Annotated in this window: 14 protein-coding genes and 1 pseudogene; 14 read left to right on the top strand and 1 reads right to left on the bottom strand. The window is 69.6% G+C overall.

Annotated elements, in window-relative coordinates; genetic code table 11:
- Positions 1–14 precede the first annotated feature (14 nt).
- From pta to F6J85_RS13025, 4 genes are all read left to right on the top strand, one after another.
- Positions 15–2,177 carry a phosphate acetyltransferase gene (gene pta, locus F6J85_RS13040; protein ID WP_150925586.1) on the top strand — a complete coding sequence of 721 codons (2,163 nt, stop codon included), beginning with the start codon at positions 15–17 and terminating at the stop codon, positions 2,175–2,177.
- The gene (locus F6J85_RS13035) at positions 2,174–3,412 is read left to right on the top strand and encodes an acetate/propionate family kinase (protein WP_150925583.1); all 1,239 of its coding nucleotides are present in this window, start codon (positions 2,174–2,176) and stop codon (positions 3,410–3,412) included. The genes pta and F6J85_RS13035 overlap by 4 nt, the downstream gene beginning before the upstream one ends.
- A gap of 74 nt (positions 3,413–3,486) precedes the next feature.
- Positions 3,487–4,227, top strand: coding sequence for an HAD family hydrolase (locus F6J85_RS13030; protein ID WP_224793529.1), 741 nt, complete (start codon positions 3,487–3,489; stop codon positions 4,225–4,227).
- Between the two features lie 39 nt (positions 4,228–4,266).
- A complete protein-coding gene (locus F6J85_RS13025) occupies positions 4,267–6,810 on the top strand; it encodes a glycoside hydrolase family 65 protein (RefSeq protein ID WP_150925579.1) in 2,544 nt (847 codons plus the stop codon).
- Between the two features lie 12 nt (positions 6,811–6,822).
- Here F6J85_RS13025 and F6J85_RS13020 read toward each other — a convergent pair whose 3' ends face one another.
- A complete protein-coding gene (locus F6J85_RS13020) occupies positions 6,823–7,788 on the bottom strand; it encodes a sugar-binding transcriptional regulator (RefSeq protein WP_191906605.1) in 966 nt (321 codons plus the stop codon).
- Positions 7,789–7,921: 133 nt separating this feature from the next.
- On the opposite strand from F6J85_RS13020, the gene F6J85_RS18175 reads away from it, so the two are divergent.
- From F6J85_RS18175 to F6J85_RS12975, 10 genes and pseudogenes are all read left to right on the top strand, one after another.
- Positions 7,922–8,044: a hypothetical protein gene (locus F6J85_RS18175; RefSeq protein WP_275094044.1), complete on the top strand. Its 123-nt coding sequence runs from the start codon at positions 7,922–7,924 to the stop codon at positions 8,042–8,044.
- 62 nt (positions 8,045–8,106) lie between these two features.
- Positions 8,107–9,171 carry an NAD(P)-dependent alcohol dehydrogenase gene (locus tag F6J85_RS13015; protein WP_150925575.1) on the top strand — a complete coding sequence of 355 codons (1,065 nt, stop codon included), beginning with the start codon at positions 8,107–8,109 and terminating at the stop codon, positions 9,169–9,171.
- The gene (locus F6J85_RS13010) at positions 9,168–10,667 is read left to right on the top strand and encodes a sugar ABC transporter ATP-binding protein (RefSeq protein ID WP_150925573.1); all 1,500 of its coding nucleotides are present in this window, start codon (positions 9,168–9,170) and stop codon (positions 10,665–10,667) included. Before F6J85_RS13015 ends, F6J85_RS13010 begins: the two co-directional genes overlap by 4 nt.
- A 1-nt stretch (position 10,668) precedes the next feature.
- Complete coding sequence (locus F6J85_RS13005) at positions 10,669–11,703, top strand: ABC transporter permease (RefSeq protein ID WP_191906604.1); 1,035 nt, start codon at positions 10,669–10,671, stop codon at positions 11,701–11,703.
- Between the two features lie 48 nt (positions 11,704–11,751).
- The gene (locus tag F6J85_RS13000; protein WP_191906603.1) at positions 11,752–12,753 is read left to right on the top strand and encodes a sugar ABC transporter substrate-binding protein; all 1,002 of its coding nucleotides are present in this window, start codon (positions 11,752–11,754) and stop codon (positions 12,751–12,753) included.
- 79 nt (positions 12,754–12,832) lie between these two features.
- Entirely contained in the window at positions 12,833–13,600 is a 768-nt protein-coding gene (locus F6J85_RS12995; protein WP_150925570.1) for an SDR family NAD(P)-dependent oxidoreductase, read from the top strand.
- Positions 13,601–13,720: 120 nt separating this feature from the next.
- Positions 13,721–15,855 (top strand): annotated as a pseudogene (locus F6J85_RS12990) (DNA polymerase III subunit gamma and tau).
- Complete coding sequence (gene recR / locus F6J85_RS12985) at positions 15,855–16,448, top strand: recombination mediator RecR (RefSeq protein ID WP_150925568.1); 594 nt, start codon at positions 15,855–15,857, stop codon at positions 16,446–16,448. Before F6J85_RS12990 ends, recR begins: the two are co-directional and overlap by 1 nt.
- Positions 16,445–17,269, top strand: coding sequence for a DMT family transporter (locus F6J85_RS12980; protein ID WP_238706959.1), 825 nt, complete (start codon positions 16,445–16,447; stop codon positions 17,267–17,269). The genes recR and F6J85_RS12980 overlap by 4 nt, the downstream gene beginning before the upstream one ends.
- A 224-nt stretch (positions 17,270–17,493) precedes the next feature.
- Positions 17,494–18,780, top strand: coding sequence for an aspartate kinase (locus F6J85_RS12975; RefSeq protein WP_150925566.1), 1,287 nt, complete (start codon positions 17,494–17,496; stop codon positions 18,778–18,780).
- The last annotated feature ends 56 nt before the right edge of the window (positions 18,781–18,836 follow it).

Below are 18,836 nucleotides of genomic sequence, written 5' to 3'. Positions count from 1 at the left end.
CGTAGGGTGGACGCGTGGCGCAGAGCATCTACATCACGTCGGCCGAGGGAAACTCGGGCAAGTCGACCGTGGCCCTCGGGGTGCTCGACGCGCTCAGTCACGCCACGCCGCACGTGGGCGTCTTCCGCACCATCGCGCGTTCGACGACCGAGCGCGACTACGTCCTCGAGATGCTCCTGGACCACGACGGGGTCGACCTCGATTACGACCAATGCGTGGGGGTCACCTACGACGACGTCCGGCGCGATCCGGATGCGGCGCTGGCGAGGATCGTCGAACGGTACAAGGCCGTCCAGGCCCAGTGCGACGCGGTCGTGGTCCTCGGCAGCGACTACACCGACGTGTCCAGTCCGGCAGAGCTCGCCTACAACGCGCGCATCGCCGCGAACCTCGGAGCGCCCGTCCTGCTCGTGGTGGGCGGGCGCGCGCAGCACGGTCAGAGCGAGCAGCTGGGCTCCAGCATGCCCCGCACGCCGGAGCAGGTCGGTCAGGCCGCTGCGCTCGCGCTGGTCGAACTCGCCCATGAGCGCGCCGAGCTCCTCGCTGTGGTCGTCAACCGGGCGGATCCGCAGGTGCTGGCCGACATCGTCGCCTCCGTGCGGTCGGTCCTGACCGGCGACGGCGCCCCTTCGCCGTCAGAGCGCGAGATCCCCGTGTGGGCGCTCCCCGAAGACCGGTTCCTCGTCGCCCCGTCGGTGCGCGGCGTGATGCGCTCGGTCGGCGGCGAGCTGGTCAAGGGTGATCCCGAGCTGCTCACGCGTGAGGTCCTGGGCGTCGTGGTGGCCGGGATGTCGATGGTCAACGTGCTGCCGCGCCTGACCGAGTCCTCGATCGTGGTGATCCCCGCCGATCGCGCCGAGGTGCTGCTGGCAGCCCTCCTGGCCAATGCGTCGGGGACCTTCCCCTCCCTTGCCGGCGTCGTGCTCAACGGCGGCTTCCCTCTGCCGGAGCCCGTCGATCGGCTCATCGACGGGCTGGGCTCGTCGCTGCCGCTGATCGCCACCGACCTCGGAACCTACGACACCGCGGTGCGTGTGATGAACACCCGCGGCCGCCTCGCCGCCGACTCGCAGCGTCGCTACGACACCGCGCTGGCGATCTTCGAGCGCCACGTCGACACCGACGAGCTGACGCGCCTGCTCGGGGTGGCCGAGCCCACCGTCGTCACGCCGCTGATGTTCGAGTACGGCCTCGTCGAGCGCGCCCGCCGTCAGCGCCGGCACATCGTGCTGCCCGAGGGCACCGACGACCGCGTGCTGCGCGCGGCGGCGACCGTGCTCGCGCGCGGCATCGCCGACCTCACGATCCTCGGCGAGGAGATCGAGGTGCGAAACCGCGCCATCGAACTGGGGATCGACCTGGGCGAGGCTCGCGTCGTGAGCCCCTTCGACGCCGTGTACGTCGACCGGTTCGCGCGCGAATACGAGCGGCTCCGCGCGCACAAGGGCATGACGTATGCGCGCGCGGCCGACACCGTCACCGATGTGTCGTACTTCGGCACGCTCATGGTGCACCTCGGACTGGCCGACGGGATGGTCTCCGGCGCCGCCCACACCACGGCGCACACAATCCGGCCGGCCTTCGAGATCATCAAGACCCGTCCCGGCGTCTCCGTGGTCTCCAGCGTCTTCCTCATGGCGCTGGCCGATCGGGTGCTCGTGTACGGCGACTGCGCCGTCATCCCCGACCCCACGAGCGAGCAGCTGGCCGACATCGCGATCTCCTCGGCTGCCACGGCCGACCAGTTCGGCATCGCCCCGCGCGTGGCGATGCTGTCGTACTCGACGGGCGAATCCGGAACCGGCGCCGACGTGGAGAAGGTCCGCGCCGCCACCGCCCTCGTGCGCGAGCGGGCGCCCGAGCTGCTCGTGGAGGGTCCGATCCAGTACGACGCCGCCGCCGACGCGGCGGTGGCCAAGGCGAAGCTGCCCGGCTCCGACGTCGCCGGCCGTGCCACGGTCTTCGTCTTCCCCGACCTGAACACCGGCAACAACACCTACAAGGCCGTGCAGCGCTCCGCCGGTGCGGTGGCCATCGGCCCCGTGCTGCAGGGCCTGAACAAGCCCATCAACGACCTCTCCCGCGGCGCGCTGGTGGACGACATCGTCAACACCATCGCCATCACGGCGATCCAGGCCCAGGCCGGCGGCACCACCGGGGAGGGAGGCACACCATGAGCGATGTCCTCGTGATCAACTCCGGGTCGTCCTCGATCAAGTACCAGCTGTTGGACGGCGACACCGAGCAGGTGCTGGCCAAGGGCCTCATCGAGCGCATCGGCCAGGAATCCGGGCTCGCCCGCCACACCGTCACGGCGGCCGCACTGGCCGGCGGCGGCGACGGGGTGGCGCTCACGGTCACGGATGCGACCTCCGAGATCCAGCGCGAGATCGCCGATCACACCGCGGGGTTCGGCGTGATGCTGGAGGCCTTCGCGCAGCACGGGCCGTCGCTGACCGAGCGCGCACCTGTGGCCGTGGGACATCGGGTCGTGCACGGGGGAGCGCGGTTCTACGAGCCGACGCTGGTGACGCCGCTCGTGGAGATCAACATCGACGAGTTGTCGGTGCTGGCCCCGCTGCACAACCCCGCCAACCTCGCCGGCATCGTCGCGGCGAGGAAGGCGTTCCCCGACGTCCCGCACGTGGCGGTGTTCGACACGGCGTTCCACCAGAGCCTGGCCCCGGCCGCCTACACGTACGCCATCGACGCGCCGCTGGCGGAGGCCCACCGCATCCGCCGGTACGGCTTCCACGGCACCAGTCACCAGTTCGTCAGCGAGTCCGCCGCCGCCTTCTTGGGCAGGCCCCTCGGGCAACTGCGGCAGATCGTCTTCCATCTCGGCAACGGGGCCTCGGTCACCGCGATCGAGGGCGGACGGTCGGTGGACACCTCGATGGGGCTCACGCCGCTGGAGGGGCTCGTGATGGGGACGCGCTCGGGCGACCTCGATCCGGCCGTCCTCCTGCAGCTGGCCCGTCGCGCGGACATGTCGATCGGCGACCTGGACGACCTGCTGAACAAGCGCTCCGGACTGCTCGGTCTCGCCGGCGTCAGCGACATGCGCGACATCCGCGCCGGCGTGGACGCCGGCGATGCGCGGATCACGCGCGCGTGGGACGTCTACATCCACCGCCTGCGCGCGTACGCGGGTGCCTACCTCGCCCAGCTCGGCGGAGTCGACGTCATCGCCTTCACCGCGGGCGTGGGGGAGCACACCCCGGAGGTGCGCGCGGAGTCGCTCGCGACGTTCGGATTCGCCGGGATCGAGATCGACCCGGCGCGCAACACCGCACCCGAGCGGGGGACGCGGATCATCTCCACGGACGACTCGGCGGTGACGGTGCTCGTCGTGCCCACGAACGAGGAGCTCGAGATCGCGCGGCAGACGCTGCAGGTCGTCGGCGGCTGAGCATCCCGTGCCGGTGTCCTATGAGCTGCGCAAGCCTTCGCATCGTCACCGCATCGGCTGACTACGCTGATGCGGTGACCGACGGAAACCCCGACCGCCTGCCCGATCTCACCGCCTACGACGCCGTCCTGTTCGATCTGGACGGCGTGCTCACCCCAACCGCGGAGGTGCACATGCACGCGTGGCGGACGATGTTCGAGGAACTGTTCGCGCAGTGGGACATCCAGCCGCCCTACACCGACCGCGACTACTTCGAATACCTCGACGGCAAGAAGCGCTACGACGGTGTGGCCAGCCTCCTGCGCAGTCGCGACGTCGAGGTGCCGTGGGGAGACCCTGCCGACCCGCCCACCGCCGACACCGTCTGCGGCATCGGCAACCGGAAGAACCTGGTGTTCGCCGCCGTGCTGCGCTCGGAAGGCATCGCCGCGTACCCGGGCTCGATGCGCCTGGTCGACAAGCTCCAGGCCGCGGGCGTGCCGATCGCCGTGGTGTCCAGCTCCAAGAACGCCCAGGAGGTGCTCGAGGCCGCGGGCATCCGCGACCGGTTCGACGTCGTCATGGACGGTGTGGTCGCCGAGCGCGATCACCTCCGCTCCAAGCCCGCTCCCGACGTGTTCGTCGAGGCGGCGCGGATGCTGGGGGTCGATCCGGCGCGCTCGGTGGCGGTCGAAGACGCCCTCAGTGGCGTGCAGTCGGCCGCTGCCGGCGGCTTCGCGGTCGTGGTCGGGGTGGACCGCGGCGTCGGCGGCGAGGATCTGGCCCGAGCCGGCGCCACGGTCGTCGTCGATGACCTCGCCGCCTTCGTAGACTGACCATCCGAAGCATCCCGAACTTCGCCAGGAAGGCAGCCCATGATCGATCGCGGTCGATTCCCCGTCGACGAGTGGCGGCTCATCGAGACCGAGGGCTCACTCGACGACGCCGGCGTGACCGAGACGCTCTTCTCGGTCGGGAACGGCTACCTGGGGCTGCGCGGCAACTACCCCGAGGGGCGGTTCGCACAGGAGCAGGGGACCTTCATCAACGGCTTCCACGAGATCTTCCCGATCCGCCACGCCGAGCAGGCGTACGGGTTCGCCGAGGTGGGGCAGACGATCATCAACGCACCGGACGCCAAGGTGATGCGCGTCTACGTCGACGATGAGCCGCTGTCCTTCGACGTGGCCGACGTCCGCGAGTACGAGCGCGTGCTCGACATGCGCGAGGGAGTGCTCCGCCGCCGCCTGCTGTGGGTGACCCCCTCGGGCAAGCACGTCGAGATCGAGGACGAGCGCCTGGTGTCCTTCGAGGAGAAGCACCTCGCCGTGATGCGGCTGACGGTGACCGTCCTCGACGATGACGCGGCGGTGACGATCAGCTCGCAGCTGATCAATCGCCAGGACGGCGAGGGGATCTACGGGGGCTCGCCGATGGGCGCGCGCAAGAGCCGGGCGGGATTCGACCCGCGCAAGACGGAGAAGCTGCAGGAACGGGTCCTGCAGCCGCAGGACTACTGGCAGGACGGGGAGCGCTCCGCGCTGAGCTACCGCGTGTCGGAGTCGGGCATGACGCTCGCCGTGATCGCCGACCATCTCGTCGACACCGCGAACGAGTACTCGGCACGCCGCCTCATCGAACCCGACATCGCCAAGAACGTCTTCCGCGTGCAGGCGAAGGCGGGCGTCCCGACCACCCTGACGAAGATCGTCAGCTACCACACCTCCCGCGGCGTTCCCGCGGGCGAGCTCATCGACCGGTGCCGCCGCGGCCTCGACCGCGCGGAGGCACTGGGCGTGGACGAGCTGTTCGCACGCCAGCGCGCGTGGCTGGACGGATTCTGGGAGCGCTCCGACGTTCGCATCGAGGGTCACCCCGACCTGCAGCAGGCGACCCGCTGGTGCCTCTTCCAGCTCGCGCAGGCCGCAGCCCGCGCCGACGGGCAGGGCGTTCCCGCCAAGGGCGTGACCGGCTCGGGGTATTCCGGTCACTACTTCTGGGACACCGAGATCTACGTCCTGCCGTTCCTGGCGTACACGACGCCGCTGTGGGCGCGCAACGCGCTGCGGATGCGGTACCTGATGCTGCCGGCCGCCCGCAAGCGCGCGCACCAGCTCAACGAGGCCGGCGCCCTGTTCCCGTGGCGCACGATCAACGGCGAGGAGGCGTCGGCCTACTATGCCGCCGGCACGGCGCAGTACCACATCAACGCCGACGTCAGCTATGCCGTGGCCAAGTACGTGCGCGCCACCGGCGACGTCGATTTCCTCGATTCCGAGGGCGTCGACATCGCCGTGGACACCGCACGGCTGTGGGCGACCCTAGGATTCTGGCGTTCGAGCGACGGGGTGATCGACGGGGAGAACGAGACCTTCCACATCCACGGTGTCACCGGCCCCGACGAGTACACCACGGTGGTCAACGACAACCTGTTCACCAACGTCATGGCCCGCTTCAACCTCCGATTCGCCGCGCAGACCGTGCGCGAGATGGAGGAGGCCGATCACGACGCCTACCTGCGCATGGTCGACCGGATGAACCTCGACCCCTCGGAGCCGGAGATGTGGGAGCGGGCCGCCGAGGCGATGCACATCCCCTACAGCGAAGCCCTCGGCATCCACCCGCAGGATGCGGTGTTCCTCGAGCGCGAGATCTGGGACCTCGAGCACACGCCGGCCGATCAGCGTCCGCTGCTGCTGCACTTCCACCCGTTGGTGATCTACCGGTACCAGGTGCTCAAGCAGGCCGACGTCGTGCTGGCGCTGTTCCTGCAGGGCGACAACTTCACCGCCGACGAGAAGCTCGCCGACTTCGAGTACTACGACCCGCTGACCACGGGGGATTCGACGCTGTCGGCCGTCGTGCAGTCGATTCTGGCGGCGGAGGTGGGCTACCAGAACCTCGCCCTGGAGTACTTCCGCGACGCGCTGTTCGTCGACCTCGGCGACCTGCATCACAACGCCGCCGACGGCGTGCACGTCGCCTCCGCGGGCGGGGTGTGGACGGCACTGGTGGCCGGCTTCGGGGGCATGCGCGACCACTTCGGCGAACTCACCTTCGACCCGCGGCTGCCGGCCGAATGGCCGTCGCTCTCCTACGTCCTGCACTGGCACGGCACGCGTCTGGATGTGACCCTGACGCGCGATCTGCTCACGATCGAGGCGGGTGAGGGCGACCCGGTGCAGTTCGCGGTGCGCGGGGTCGGATACACCGTCCACGGCGGCAGCCGTGCGGAGGTGCCGCTGCGCGGGCAGGGCCCGGTCATCCCTGGGAAGCCTTCGCTGCGTCAGTTCGCCGATGCCCGCAGGGAGGACGGGACTCTGCTGTCGGCCTCCGTGCCCACGGTCACGACCTCCATCCCGGTGATCGAAGACCAGGAGGCCCAGGCAGGCGCGACGTTCAGCGCCGTCGACGACTGAGCTGCAGCGGCGTCACTCGCCTCGGATCGCCGCGAGGGCGCTCTCGGCGAGTGCGTGATCGGTGACGAGGCTGGTCATCAGGCCGGCCTTGGCGATGGCCCGGATCGCCTGCGCCTTCTCGGCGCCCCCGGCGACGGCCATGACGCGCGGGACGGCGTGCAGCTCTTCGTGCGAGATCGACACCGTGCGCCGCTGGAACTCCGGATCGACGAGGGAGCCGTCCTCGCGGACGAGGATGCCGGCGACGTCGGCGACGCACCCGAGCGCGGTGGCGTGGGCGACGTCGTCGGGTGCCAGCACCTCGCGCACCTGCGTGACGGGCGGGTTCCAGCTGCCCACGGAGACCACAGCGGTGGTGACCTGGGGGAACAGGCGCAGGGCCTGCTGGATGTCGGGGTGCTGTTTCAGGCTGTCGGCGGTCTCGGCATCCTTGACGAACAGGGGCGAGAAGATCGGATACACCGCGCCACCCGCGCGCTGGGATGCCTCCCGGACGAGTTCGACGGGCGAAGCCCCCATCTCGCCGCTGACGAACCCGGTCAGCTGCACCACGGTGACCCGCGGCAGGGACGTCAGCTGCGAGGTCGTCGCGGTGAGGGAGCGGCCCCACGTCAGCCCCAGCACCTCGTCATCCGAGAGCGTCGTGCTGAGCACCTCCGCCGCCGCGGCGCCCAGCTGCTGCCGCACGTTGTCGCGCGTGCCGTGCGAACGCACGACATGGCACTCCTGCAGGCCCAGGGCGATCCGCAGTTCCTCGCTGAGCAGGGGGTCGGGCAGGCCGTGGTCGTGCACGGCGATGGTGACCACCCCCTCCTCGCGCGCGCGCGTGAGGAGGCGGGCGACCTTGAACCGCGAGATGCCGAGGCGCTCGGCGATGTCGACCCGGGGGAGGTCTTCGAGGTAGTAGAGCCGCGCGACCATGCCGAGAAGCGCGCGATCGGCGACGGCACTCTCGCCGATGCTCGTTTGAGCGCGCAAGGGGCGCTGTTCTTGCATATGTGACCTCGGTGGGTATGATCGCTGAAGACCGCTGCTCAACTTTCAACCAGCACTGCTCATATGAGCATGGATGGATGGGCACGTCAAGCCCCGTACCAAAGGAGGACCGCCCGTGAGCGACGACGACGTCACCCTCTCCTCCTCCACCCCCCGGGTGCCCCGCCCCCGCCTGAGCGCCCCCGGCGCTCCGCGCGAGCGCTCGCCGGCATCGGCCGCCCTCGTGCTGCGCACATGATCGCGCGGCCGCGCCCGGCCCCCGACGCCCCTACGACAGTCCCCAATGAAATCGGAGCGAACATGACCGAGATCCCCCGAACCATGAACGCCAGCGTCCTCACCGAGGTCCAGTCCATCACGATCGAGCAGCGTCCCGTTCCCGAGGTCGCACCCGACGAGGTCCTCGTCCAGGTCGCCGCCGTCGGCGTGTGCGGTTCGGACGTGCACTACTACGAGCACGGCCGGATCGGCGATTTCGTCGTGGATGCGCCGATCATCCTCGGGCACGAGCTGAGCGGGCGCATCGTCGCGGTCGGCGCCGACGTCGACCCGGCTCGGGTCGGCCGACGCGTGGCGGTCGAGCCCCAGCGGCCCTGCCGCGTGTGCGACTTCTGCAAGTCCGGCGCCTACAACCTGTGCCCCAAGATGGAGTTCTTCGCCACGCCCCCCATCGACGGCGCCTTCTGCGAGTACGTGACCATCCAGGCCGACTTCGCCTTCGACATCCCCGACTCGATCAGCGACAACGCCGCAGCGCTCATGGAGCCGCTGTCGGTCGGCATCGCCGCCGCTCAGAAGGGCGGCGTCAAGGTCGGCGACCGCGTCCTCGTCGCCGGTGGCGGACCGATCGGGATCATCGCCGCGCAGGTGGCGCGCGCCTTCGGGGCGAGCGAGGTCATCGTCTCCGACATCAACCCCGCGCGTCGCGAGCTCGCGCTGCGCTACGGAGTGACGCGGGTCGTGGACCCCACCGCCGAGTCGCTGGACGGCCTGAACGCCCACGTGTTCATCGACGCCTCCGGTGCGGCGCCGGCGATCCGGGCCGGAATCCGCGCCACGCGCCCCGGGGGCACCGTCGTCCTCGTCGGCAGCGCGGATGAGATCCCGTTCTCGGTGCCCGATGTCGCGATGCGCGAGATCAACGTCACGGGCATCTTCCGCTACACCGGCACGTGGCCGATCGCCCGCACGCTCGTCGAGTCCGGTCAGGTCGACCTGGACTCGCTCGTGACCCACGTCTTCGGCCTCGAGCAGGTCGAGGAGGCCCTCACCGGAGACGGCGCGCTGGACAGCCTCAAGCGCATCGTGCGCCCCGGTGTGGCGCAGGTGGCGGACCCGGTGGCTGCGGCGCGGGGTGAGGCATGAGCGACACGCTGCTCTCGGTCCGGGGTGTCTCCAAGTCGTTCCCCGGCGTCAAAGCTCTCGATGACGTCTCCTTCGAGGTGCGTCCGGGCACCGTCCACGCGCTGTGCGGGGAGAACGGTGCCGGCAAGTCGACCCTGATGAAGATCATCAACGGCATCTACCAGCCCGACACCGGCGAGATCCGCGTGCGCGGCGAAGCGGTGCGTATCCGCAACCCCATCGAGGCGCGCGCGCAGGGCATCGCGATGATCGCACAGGAGCTCAACTACGTCCCGGAGATGACGATCGCGGAGAGCTTCTTCCTCGGACGCCTGCCGATGAAGTTCGGCAAGATCGACTGGCGGCACATCCGCCGCGAGGCCCGTCGCATCCTGAAGGAGGAAGGCCTCGACTTCTCCATCAACCGGCGACTGAGCACGCTCACGGTGTCGGAGATCCAGACGCTGGAGATCGTGCGGGCCGTCTACCACAGCGCCGACGTGCTGATCATGGACGAGCCGACATCGGCGATCGCCCACAAAGAGGTCGAGTCGCTCTTCGCCAAGATCCGCGCGCTGCGCGCCGAAGGCAAATCGATCATCTACATCTCGCACAAGATGGACGAGGTCTTCGAGCTGGCCGACGACATCAGCGTGCTGCGGGACGGCGCCGTCGTCAGCTCTCAGCGCGCCGACGCCATCACCTCGGCGCAGGTCATCGCGCAGATGGTCGGCCGCGACCTGGACCACCAGTCCTACCCGAAGGAGCGCATCGAGATCGGTTCCACGGTCTTCCGCGCCTCCGGCCTGTCCAGCCGTCACCTGTTCGAGAACATCGACCTGGAGATCAAGGCCGGGGAGATCGTGGGCCTCGCCGGCCTCATCGGCGCCGGACGCAGCGAAGTGGTCAGGGCCGTCTTCGGACTGGACTCGCTGGATGCCGGGACGATCGAGATCGACGGCAAGCAGGCCGACATGTCCACCCCGCGCAAGGCGATCGCCAACGGCGTCGCGATGCTGTCGGAGGACCGGCGCCTGGTCGGCATCATCCCGAAGCTGAGCATCAAGAAGAACGCCACGCTCGCGAGCCTGCGCAAGGTGATCTACGGCGGCTTCGCCCACCCGCGCAAGGAGGACAAGCTCGTCGAGGAGTACTTCTCCAAGATGAACGTCAAGGCGCCCAGCACCGAGACACGCATCGAGTCCCTCAGCGGTGGCAATCAGCAGAAGGTGCTGCTCGCGCGGTGGCTCATCGCCGACCCCAAGGTGCTGCTGCTGGACGAACCGACCCGCGGCATCGACGTGGGTGCGAAGTACGAGATCTACAAGATCATGACCGAGCTCGCCCGGCAGGGGCGCGGCATCCTCATGATCTCCTCCGAACTGCCTGAGCTGATCGGGATGTGCGACCGGATCTACGTCATGTCGGGCGGGCGCCTGACGGCGGAGCTGGAGCCCCCGCAGTTCTCGCAGGAGACGATTCTGAAATTCGCCATGAACGAAATCGAGGTGGCCTGACGTGCTGGAAAAGCTGAAAACCCTGGAACTCAGCCGCTACTCCATATTCATCATCCTCGTGGTGGTGCTGGTAGCGGCGAGCATGCTGAGCCCGAACTTCCTCAGCACGGACAACGTGTTCAACGTGCTGCGTCAGGTCGCGGTCATCACGATCCTCGCCTACGGCGCGATGACCCTGATCATCGGCGGCATGATCGACCTGTCCGCAGGAGCGGTCATGGCCTTCGCAGGCGTGACGTCGGTGATCGTCTACAAGTCCACCGGCAATCTCCTGTTCGGTGTGCTCGCGGGCATCGCCATCGGCATGATCTGCAACCTCATCAACGCGTTCCTCGTGGCCACGCTGCGCACGCCGGCATTCATCGTGACCCTCGGCATGATGCTGATGGCCCGTGGCGCGGTGCTGGAACTGACGCAGGGCCAGAACGTCCTGCAGCTGGGGGATTTCATCCTCATCGGCCAGGGGAACCTCGGCTGGCTGCCGATCCCCGTGCTGATCCTCATCGTCGTCACGATCGTCATCTGGTACCTCATGAACCAGACCCGCTACGGCCGCTCGGTGTACGCCGTCGGCGGTAACGAGGAGGCCGCGCGGGCGGCGGGCATCGCGGTGGAGAAGGTGAAGTACCAGGCGTTCCTGGTCAACGGCGCGCTCGTGGGCATCGCCGGTGTCATCTTCATGTCGCGCGTGAACGCGGGGCTTCCCAACGCCGGAATCGGCTACGAGCTCCAGGCGATCACCGCTCCCATCATCGGTGGCACGAGCTTCTCCGGTGGTGTCGGCACCGTCTTCGGCACCCTGGCCGGAGCCCTCATCGTCGGCGTGCTGGGCAACATCATGAACCTCATCGGGATCGGCTCCTACGTGCAGCAGATCGTGATGGGCCTCATCATCGTCGTCGCCGTCGCGTACGACGTCTTCAGCAAGCGGGGCAAGGCCCGCACGACGATCCTCAAGTCCGACGCGAAGGGCGAGACCCTGCCCACCGCGCGGGAAGGAACAGTTCCAGCTGGAGGTGGGACAGCCGGATCCTGACTCGCCTCACCCGTCACCTCATGAACCCGAACACATAAGGAGAGCACAATGACGACTCTTACCCGCAAGATCATGGCGCTGGGAGCGGCCGCGGCCGTGGCCCTGAGCCTCGGCGGCTGCGCCGTGACCACCGGCAACCCCGCCTCCGACGGCGACACCGAGCGCGAGAAGAAGGACGAGTACCGCGTCGCGTACATCGCCCGCGCGCAGGCCGACTCGTTCGCCGCATGGCTGGCCAACGAGATGAAGGCCGCAGCCGAGGACTACGACGACATCACCCTCGAGGTGTTCGACGGCCAGGCCGACGACGAGGTCGAGAACCGGATGATCGAGAACGCGATCGCCAACAAGTTCGACGCCATCATCGTCCAGCCCAACAACGGCGACGCGCAGAGCCCGTACATCCAGCAGGCCATCGACGCCGGCATCGTGACCATCACGACCAACCCGCGCGTGGAGGGTCTCAACGGTGGCGACTCCGTCGACGCGAACCCCTACGACCAGGGCGCCGTCGTCGCGCAGCTGGCGCTGGAGCAGGTGCCCGAGAACGCGAAGGTCGTCGTCCTCACCGGCCCGGCCGGCAACTTCCACAGCACCGCGCGTCGCGACGCGTGGCAGAAGGAGTTCTTCGACCAGCGCCCCGACGTGACGATCGTCGCCGAGGACACCGCGAACTGGAACAAGGATGAAGCGCTGACCCTCATGGAGGACTGGTCGCTGGCCAACTCCGAGATCGACGCCATCATCTCGATGAACGACAACATGGCCGCCGGTGCGTTGGAAGCGCTCAAGGGCAAGTCGAACTTCGAGGGCATCCTCGCCTACGGCGTGGACGGGACCCCCGAGGCGACCCTGCTGATCCAGGAGGGTCTGCTGACCGCCTCGACGCTGCAGAACGCGCGCGAGCTGGCCGAACTCAACATCAAGTCGGTGCACGAGCTGCTCACCGGCGAGAAGGATGAGATCAACGTCGACATCGGCAACCCGCTGATCACGTCCGACAACGTGCAGGAGTACATCGACCTCTACCTCGAGGCCGGCCTCCTCTGATCCACCTACCCGAGCGGGGGAGCGGCGTAAGCCGTCCCCCGCTCGGTGCTTTCTCCCCACCCCCGTCGAAAGGAATGACGTGTCCGTCATCGACAAGTTCTCCCTCCAGGGCCGCACCGCCCTGGTCACCGGCGCCACGCGCGGCCTCGGCCATGCGTTCGCCACGGCTCTGGCCGAAGCCGGCGCCGACGTCGTCGTCCACGGGCGCGATCAGGCTGCCGCCGAAACCGTCCGCGACGAGATCGAGGCGCTCGGGCGCAAGGCCTACGTCGTGCTCGGCGACTTGACCGAGGCCGGCGGCGCCCAGCAGGTCGTCGACGAGTCCATCGCGGCGGCGGGCGCCATCGACGTCCTCGTGAACAACGCGGGTGCCTGCATCCACCGCCCCGCACTCGAGGTGACCGACGACGAGTGGTCGTACGTCATGGACACCAACGTCACGGCCCTGTGGCGCATGTCGCAGGCCGTGGGGCGACACATGGTGGAGCGCCGCTCGGGCTCGATCGTCAACGTCGGGTCGATCTCGGGCATGATCGTCAACCGGCCGCAGATGCAGCCGGCCTACAACGCCTCCAAGGCCGCCGTGCACCAGCTCACCAAGTCGCTCGCGGCGGAGTGGGCGCCCCTGGGCGTGCGCGTGAACGCTCTGGCCCCCGGCTACATCAAGACCGACATGTCGCCCGTGGACGAGCCTCAGTTCCGCCGCATGTGGATCGAGGATGCCCCGCAGCAGCGGTATGCGACCCCCGACGAGCTCGGCCCCGCGATGGTGTTCCTCGCCTCCGACGCGGCGAGCTTCATGTCGGGCACCGTGCTGGTCGTGGACGGCGGATACACGCTGTTCTGATCCGCCTCGCCCTCCGTCACAGGAGACCCGCCGGCTGTCCCCGCTTCGCGCGGGGGCAGCCGGTTCGTCGTCTGCGGAGAAGGCGGGCGGGATGTCAGCGGCACACCGTAGGCTGGAGGCGTGACGACCGCTCTGTACCGCCGCTACCGCCCCGAGGCGTTCGGCGAGATGATCGGGCAGTCCCAGGTGACCGATCCGCTCATGACGGCGCTGCGCAGCGACCGCGTCGGGCACGCGTATCTGTTCTCCGGGCCGCGCGGATGCGGCAAGACCACATCCGCCCGCATCCTGGCCCGCTGCCTCAACTGCGCCGCCGGGCCCACCGACACCCCCTGCGGCACGTGCGACAGCTGCGTCGAGCTCGGCCGAGGCGGCGGTGGCTCGCTCGATGTGGTCGAGATCGACGCGGCCAGCCACAACGGCGTCGACGACGCCCGCGACCTCCGCGAACGCGCGATCTTCGCACCGGCCCGCGACCGCTTCAAGATCTTCATCCTCGACGAGGCGCACATGGTCACGCAGCAGGGGTTCAACGCCCTGCTCAAGCTCGTCGAGGAACCTCCCGAGCACGTCAAGTTCATCTTCGCCACGACCGAGCCCGAGAAGGTGCTCGGCACGATCCGCTCGCGCACGCACCACTATCCGTTCCGCCTCGTGCCGCCGGCCGCGATGCTCGAGTACGTGCAGGAGCTGTGCCAGACCGAGGGGGTCGCGGTGGAGCCGGGCGTGCTGCCGCTGGTCGTGCGCGCGGGCGGCGGATCGCCGCGAGACACCCTGTCGCTGCTCGACCAGCTCATCGCCGGCTCCGACCCTTCGACGGGCTCGGGGGCCGGGGAGGCGGGCGTCGTCACGGTGCGCTACGAGCGGGCCGTCGCGCTGCTGGGCTACACGCACGCCGAACTGCTGGACGAGGTCGTGGAGGCCTTCGGGCAGAGCGATCCGGCCGGCGCCTTCGCCGCGGTCGACCGCGTCGTCCAGACCGGCCAGGATCCCCGCCGTTTCGTGGACGATCTGCTCGAGCGCCTGCGCGACCTGATCGTCATCGCCGCGACCGGGCCGGGTGCATCGGCGGTGCTGCGCGGCGTTCCCGCCGAGGAGCTGGAACGGATGGGCCGCCAGGCCGCGCTCTTCGGCGCCGACCGCCTCTCGCGCACGGCCGACCTCGTCGTCGCCGCACTGGATGACATGACCGGTGCCACCTCCCCGCGTCTTCAGCTCGAACTGCTCGTCGCGCGCGTGCTCGCCCGCACCGCCGTCCCCGCCGCGCCCGCCGCCCCGCGCCGCCTGCGCCCGCCGCATCCGCGCCGCCTGCGAATGTGCACCAAGTGGGCGAGAGTGCACCGGATTCCGTGCCGGTTCGCCGAGACGATGCACTTTCGACGCCCATCAACGAGCCCGCCCCGCCGGAAGTCGAGCCCGAGCCCGAGCCCGAGTTCGCGCCGCCTGCCCCCTCCGGGCCGTTCACGGCGCAGCGGATGCGCGACGCGTGGCCCGAGGTCCTCGCGCGGCTGGAAGAGCTCAGCCGCTCGTCGTGGCTGCTCGCCTCCGGCGCCCGGGTCCTCGCGCTGGACGACGACGTGCTGACCCTGTCGTTCGCGAGCCAGAGCGACCTGGCCGCCTTCAAGAAACGCGGTGCCGGCACCGGTCCGAGCGAGGATCTCCGCCAGGCGATCCTGGGTGTCCTCGGCATCCGCGTGAAGTTCATCGCCAAGCACGACGGCGATGGGCCTGGGGGCACCGGACCCGGGGCGCCCGAGGCCACCCCGCCCGCGCCGGAGAGCGCTCCGCCCGCTCCCGACGCGCCGTCGCCGTCACCGCCGGCACCCGAGCGGCGGCCTGCCGCTGCCGCCGCGGCCCCCGTGACCGAGTGGGCCGTCGCCCCGATCCCGTCGACCCCGCCCGCCGACGCTCCGGCGCCGCCGAGCGCCCTGTCCGCCGCCGTCACCGCGCAGTTCGCCGTCGACGACGAGCCCGAGGATGCGGCACCTGCCGGACGCCCCGTGGCGACGCTCGCACGCGTGCGCGAAGGCGACGTGCTCCCCGACGGCGAAAGCGCGGCCGTCGCGTCGGACGACGCGGAAGACCTCCCCGCGCCCGAGGCGCCCCGCGACATCCCCGTGCCGCCGGTCGTGGCACCGCGGATCGCCCCCGCGCGCGGCGGCGTACAGCGCTACGGCGAGGCGGTCGTGCGGCAGGTGCTCGGGGCGACGTTCGTGCGTGAAGAGCCGCATCAGGCCCCGACGAGGTTCACCTGATGTACGACGGCATCGTGCAAGACCTCATCGACGAATTCGGCCGGCTGCCGGGCATCGGCCCGAAGTCGGCGCAGCGGATCACGTTCCACATCCTCCAGTCGCCGTCCTTCGACGTGTCGCACCTGGCCCGTCTGCTCGCCGAAGTGCGCGAGAAGGTGCGGTTCTGCGAAGTGTGCGGCAACGTGTCCGAGCAGGATCGCTGCTCGATCTGCCGCGATCCGCGCCGCAACGAGACCCTCATCTGCGTCGTCGAAGACGCCAAGGACGTCGCAGCCATCGAGCGCACGCGCGAGTTCCGCGGGCTGTACCACGTGCTGGGCGGGGCGATCAGCCCCATCGCCGGCGTCGGTCCCGACGACCTGCGCATCACCCAGCTCATGCAGCGCCTGGCCGACGGGAAGGTGCAGGAGGTCATCCTCGCCACCAACCCCAACCTCGAGGGCGAGGCGACTGCGACCTACCTCAGCCGCCTGCTGCACACCCTCGAGATCCGCGTCACCCGTCTGGCATCAGGCCTGCCCGTCGGTGGTGACCTCGAATACGCGGATGAGGTGACCCTCGGCCGCGCGTTCGAGGGCCGTCGCACCCTGTGAACGCAGCCGCGCGGTTCACCCCGCGCGGCTGGCTGCTGTTCGCCACGATGGCGGTGCTGTGGGGGATGCCCTACCTGTTCATCAAGCAGGCGGTCGATTCCTTCTCGCCACCGGCGGTCGTGTGCATCCGCACACTCGGCGCGGCCATCATCCTCCTCCCGTTCGCGCTGCGCCGCGGTGCGCTGCGCGAGGCGTGGCGCGCATGGCCGTGGGTCCTCCTCTTCGGGCTCCTCGAGATGGCGGGACCCTTCCTTCTGCTCAGTCATGCCGAACTCACGCTGTCGTCGGGGTTGACCGGCCTGCTCGTGGCGACGGTCCCGCTGTTCGCCGCCCTCATCGCGTTCGCCGGGGGCGACCGCAGCGCGCTGCGACCCGCGCGGGTGGTCGGGCTCGCCGTCGGATTCGCCGGGGTGGCGGTGATCGTGGCCGGCCCGGGCCTGGATCAGTCCGCCGGCGTCGGCGGCCTGATCGCGGCGGGGGAGGTGCTCCTCGTTGCTGTGTGCTACTCGATCGCGCCGTTCGTGGTGACCACGCGTCTGCGTCACGTACCGCCGCTGGGCACCGTCACGCTGTCGCTGCTGCTGGTGGGCGTCGGCTACCTGCCGGCGGCCCTGCTCACCCAGCGCACCGTGCCCACTCCCACCAGCGTCGCGTCGATCGTCGCGCTGACGGTGCTGTGCACCGCGGTCGCGTTGCTGGCGTTCTTCGCGCTCATCAAAGAGGTCGGTCCGGCGCGCGCGCCGCTGTTCACGTACGTCAACCCGGTGATCGCGATCGCGCTGGGTGTCCTCATCCTCGGTGAGCCGCTGACCTGGGGGTGATGGCCGGGTTCCCGCTCGTGATCCTGGGATGCTGGCTCGCCGCAACCGGCGGGACGACCCGGGTGCGCCGGCGCTCCGGTGGGCCTCCCGCTGTGGCGCCGGGCTGACCCGGCACCGCCGCATGTCGGTCCCGGTATCCGCACCTCCGTAAGATGGTGCGTCGGGCGCGCAACGCGCCGTCACTCGCCGGAGGCACGCCGGCGACGCATCCCGGGAGTTCCAACGTGGCGCTGATCGTCCAGAAATACGGCGGTTCGTCGGTCGCCGACGCCGAGAGCATCAAGCGCGTCGCCAAACGCATCGTCGACACCCGCCGAGCCGGCCATGAGGTCGTCGTGGCCGTGAGCGCCATGGGCGACACGACCGACGAGCTGCTCGAGCTGGCGGGGAAGGTGGCACCGATCCCCGCGCCGCGGGAGCTGGACATGCTGCTCTCCAGCGGAGAGCGCATCGCCATGGCCCTCCTGGCCATGGCGATCCACTCGATGGGGTTCGAAGCGCGCTCGTTCACGGGCAGCCAGGCGGGCATGATCACGGATGCCACCCACGGGGCCGCCCGCATCGTCGACGTCACTCCGGTGCGGCTGCGCGAAGCCCTCGACGACGGCGCGATCGTCATCGTCGCCGGCTTCCAGGGATTCAACCGCGACACGCGCGACATCACCACGCTCGGCCGTGGCGGATCGGACACGACCGCCGTCGCCCTCGCGGCGGCGCTGAACGCCGACGTGTGCGAGATCTACAGCGACGTCGACGGCATCTTCACCGCAGACCCGCGCGTGGTACCGCGGGCACGGAAGCTCGACCGCATCTCCAGCGAGGAGATGCTGGAGCTCGCCGCGAACGGCGCGAAGGTCCTCTACATCCGCGCCGTCGAGTATGCACGCCGCCATGGCGTGCTGATCCACGCCCGGTCCACATTCAGCTCGAGCGAGGGCACGTGGGTGCTCGACCGCTCCCGCACGTCCAGCATGATCCCCGAGGGAGTCCAGATGGAAGAGCCCATCGTCGCCGGCGTCGCCACCGACCTCAGCCAGGCGAAGATCACCGTGATCGGCGTACCCGATGTCCCCGGCAAGGCCGCGGAGATCTTCAAGATCATCGCCAAATCCGGCGCGAACGTCGACATGATCGTGCAGAACGTCTCGGCAGCGGCGACCGGCCGCACCGACATCTCCTTCACCCTGCCCAAGACGGATGCGGCGACCGCGCTGCGCGCCCTCGCCGCGGACCAGCCCGAGGTCGGATTCGAAAGCCTCGTGCACGACGACCAGATCGGCAAGCTCTCCGTCGTGGGCGCGGGCATGCGCACGCACTCGGGCGTCTCGGCGACCCTGTTCGAGGCGCTGAGCGTGGCCGGCATCAACATCGAGATGATCTCCACGTCCGAGATCCGCATCTCCGTCGTGCTCCGCGGCGATGACCTGGCCGAGGCCGCGCGCGCCGTGCACACCGCGTACGGCCTGGACGGCGACGTCGAGGCGACGGTCTACGCCGGCACCGGCCGCTGACGTCCGCCGCCATCCACGCCCGCGCCGCCTCGGTCGTTCAGAATTCAGGAGACACG

The sequence above is a fragment of the Microbacterium lushaniae genome (assembly GCF_008727775.1).
Taxonomy (GTDB): Bacteria; Actinomycetota; Actinomycetes; order Actinomycetales; family Microbacteriaceae; genus Microbacterium; species Microbacterium lushaniae.
This window is presented reverse-complemented; position numbering and strand designations above follow the sequence as displayed.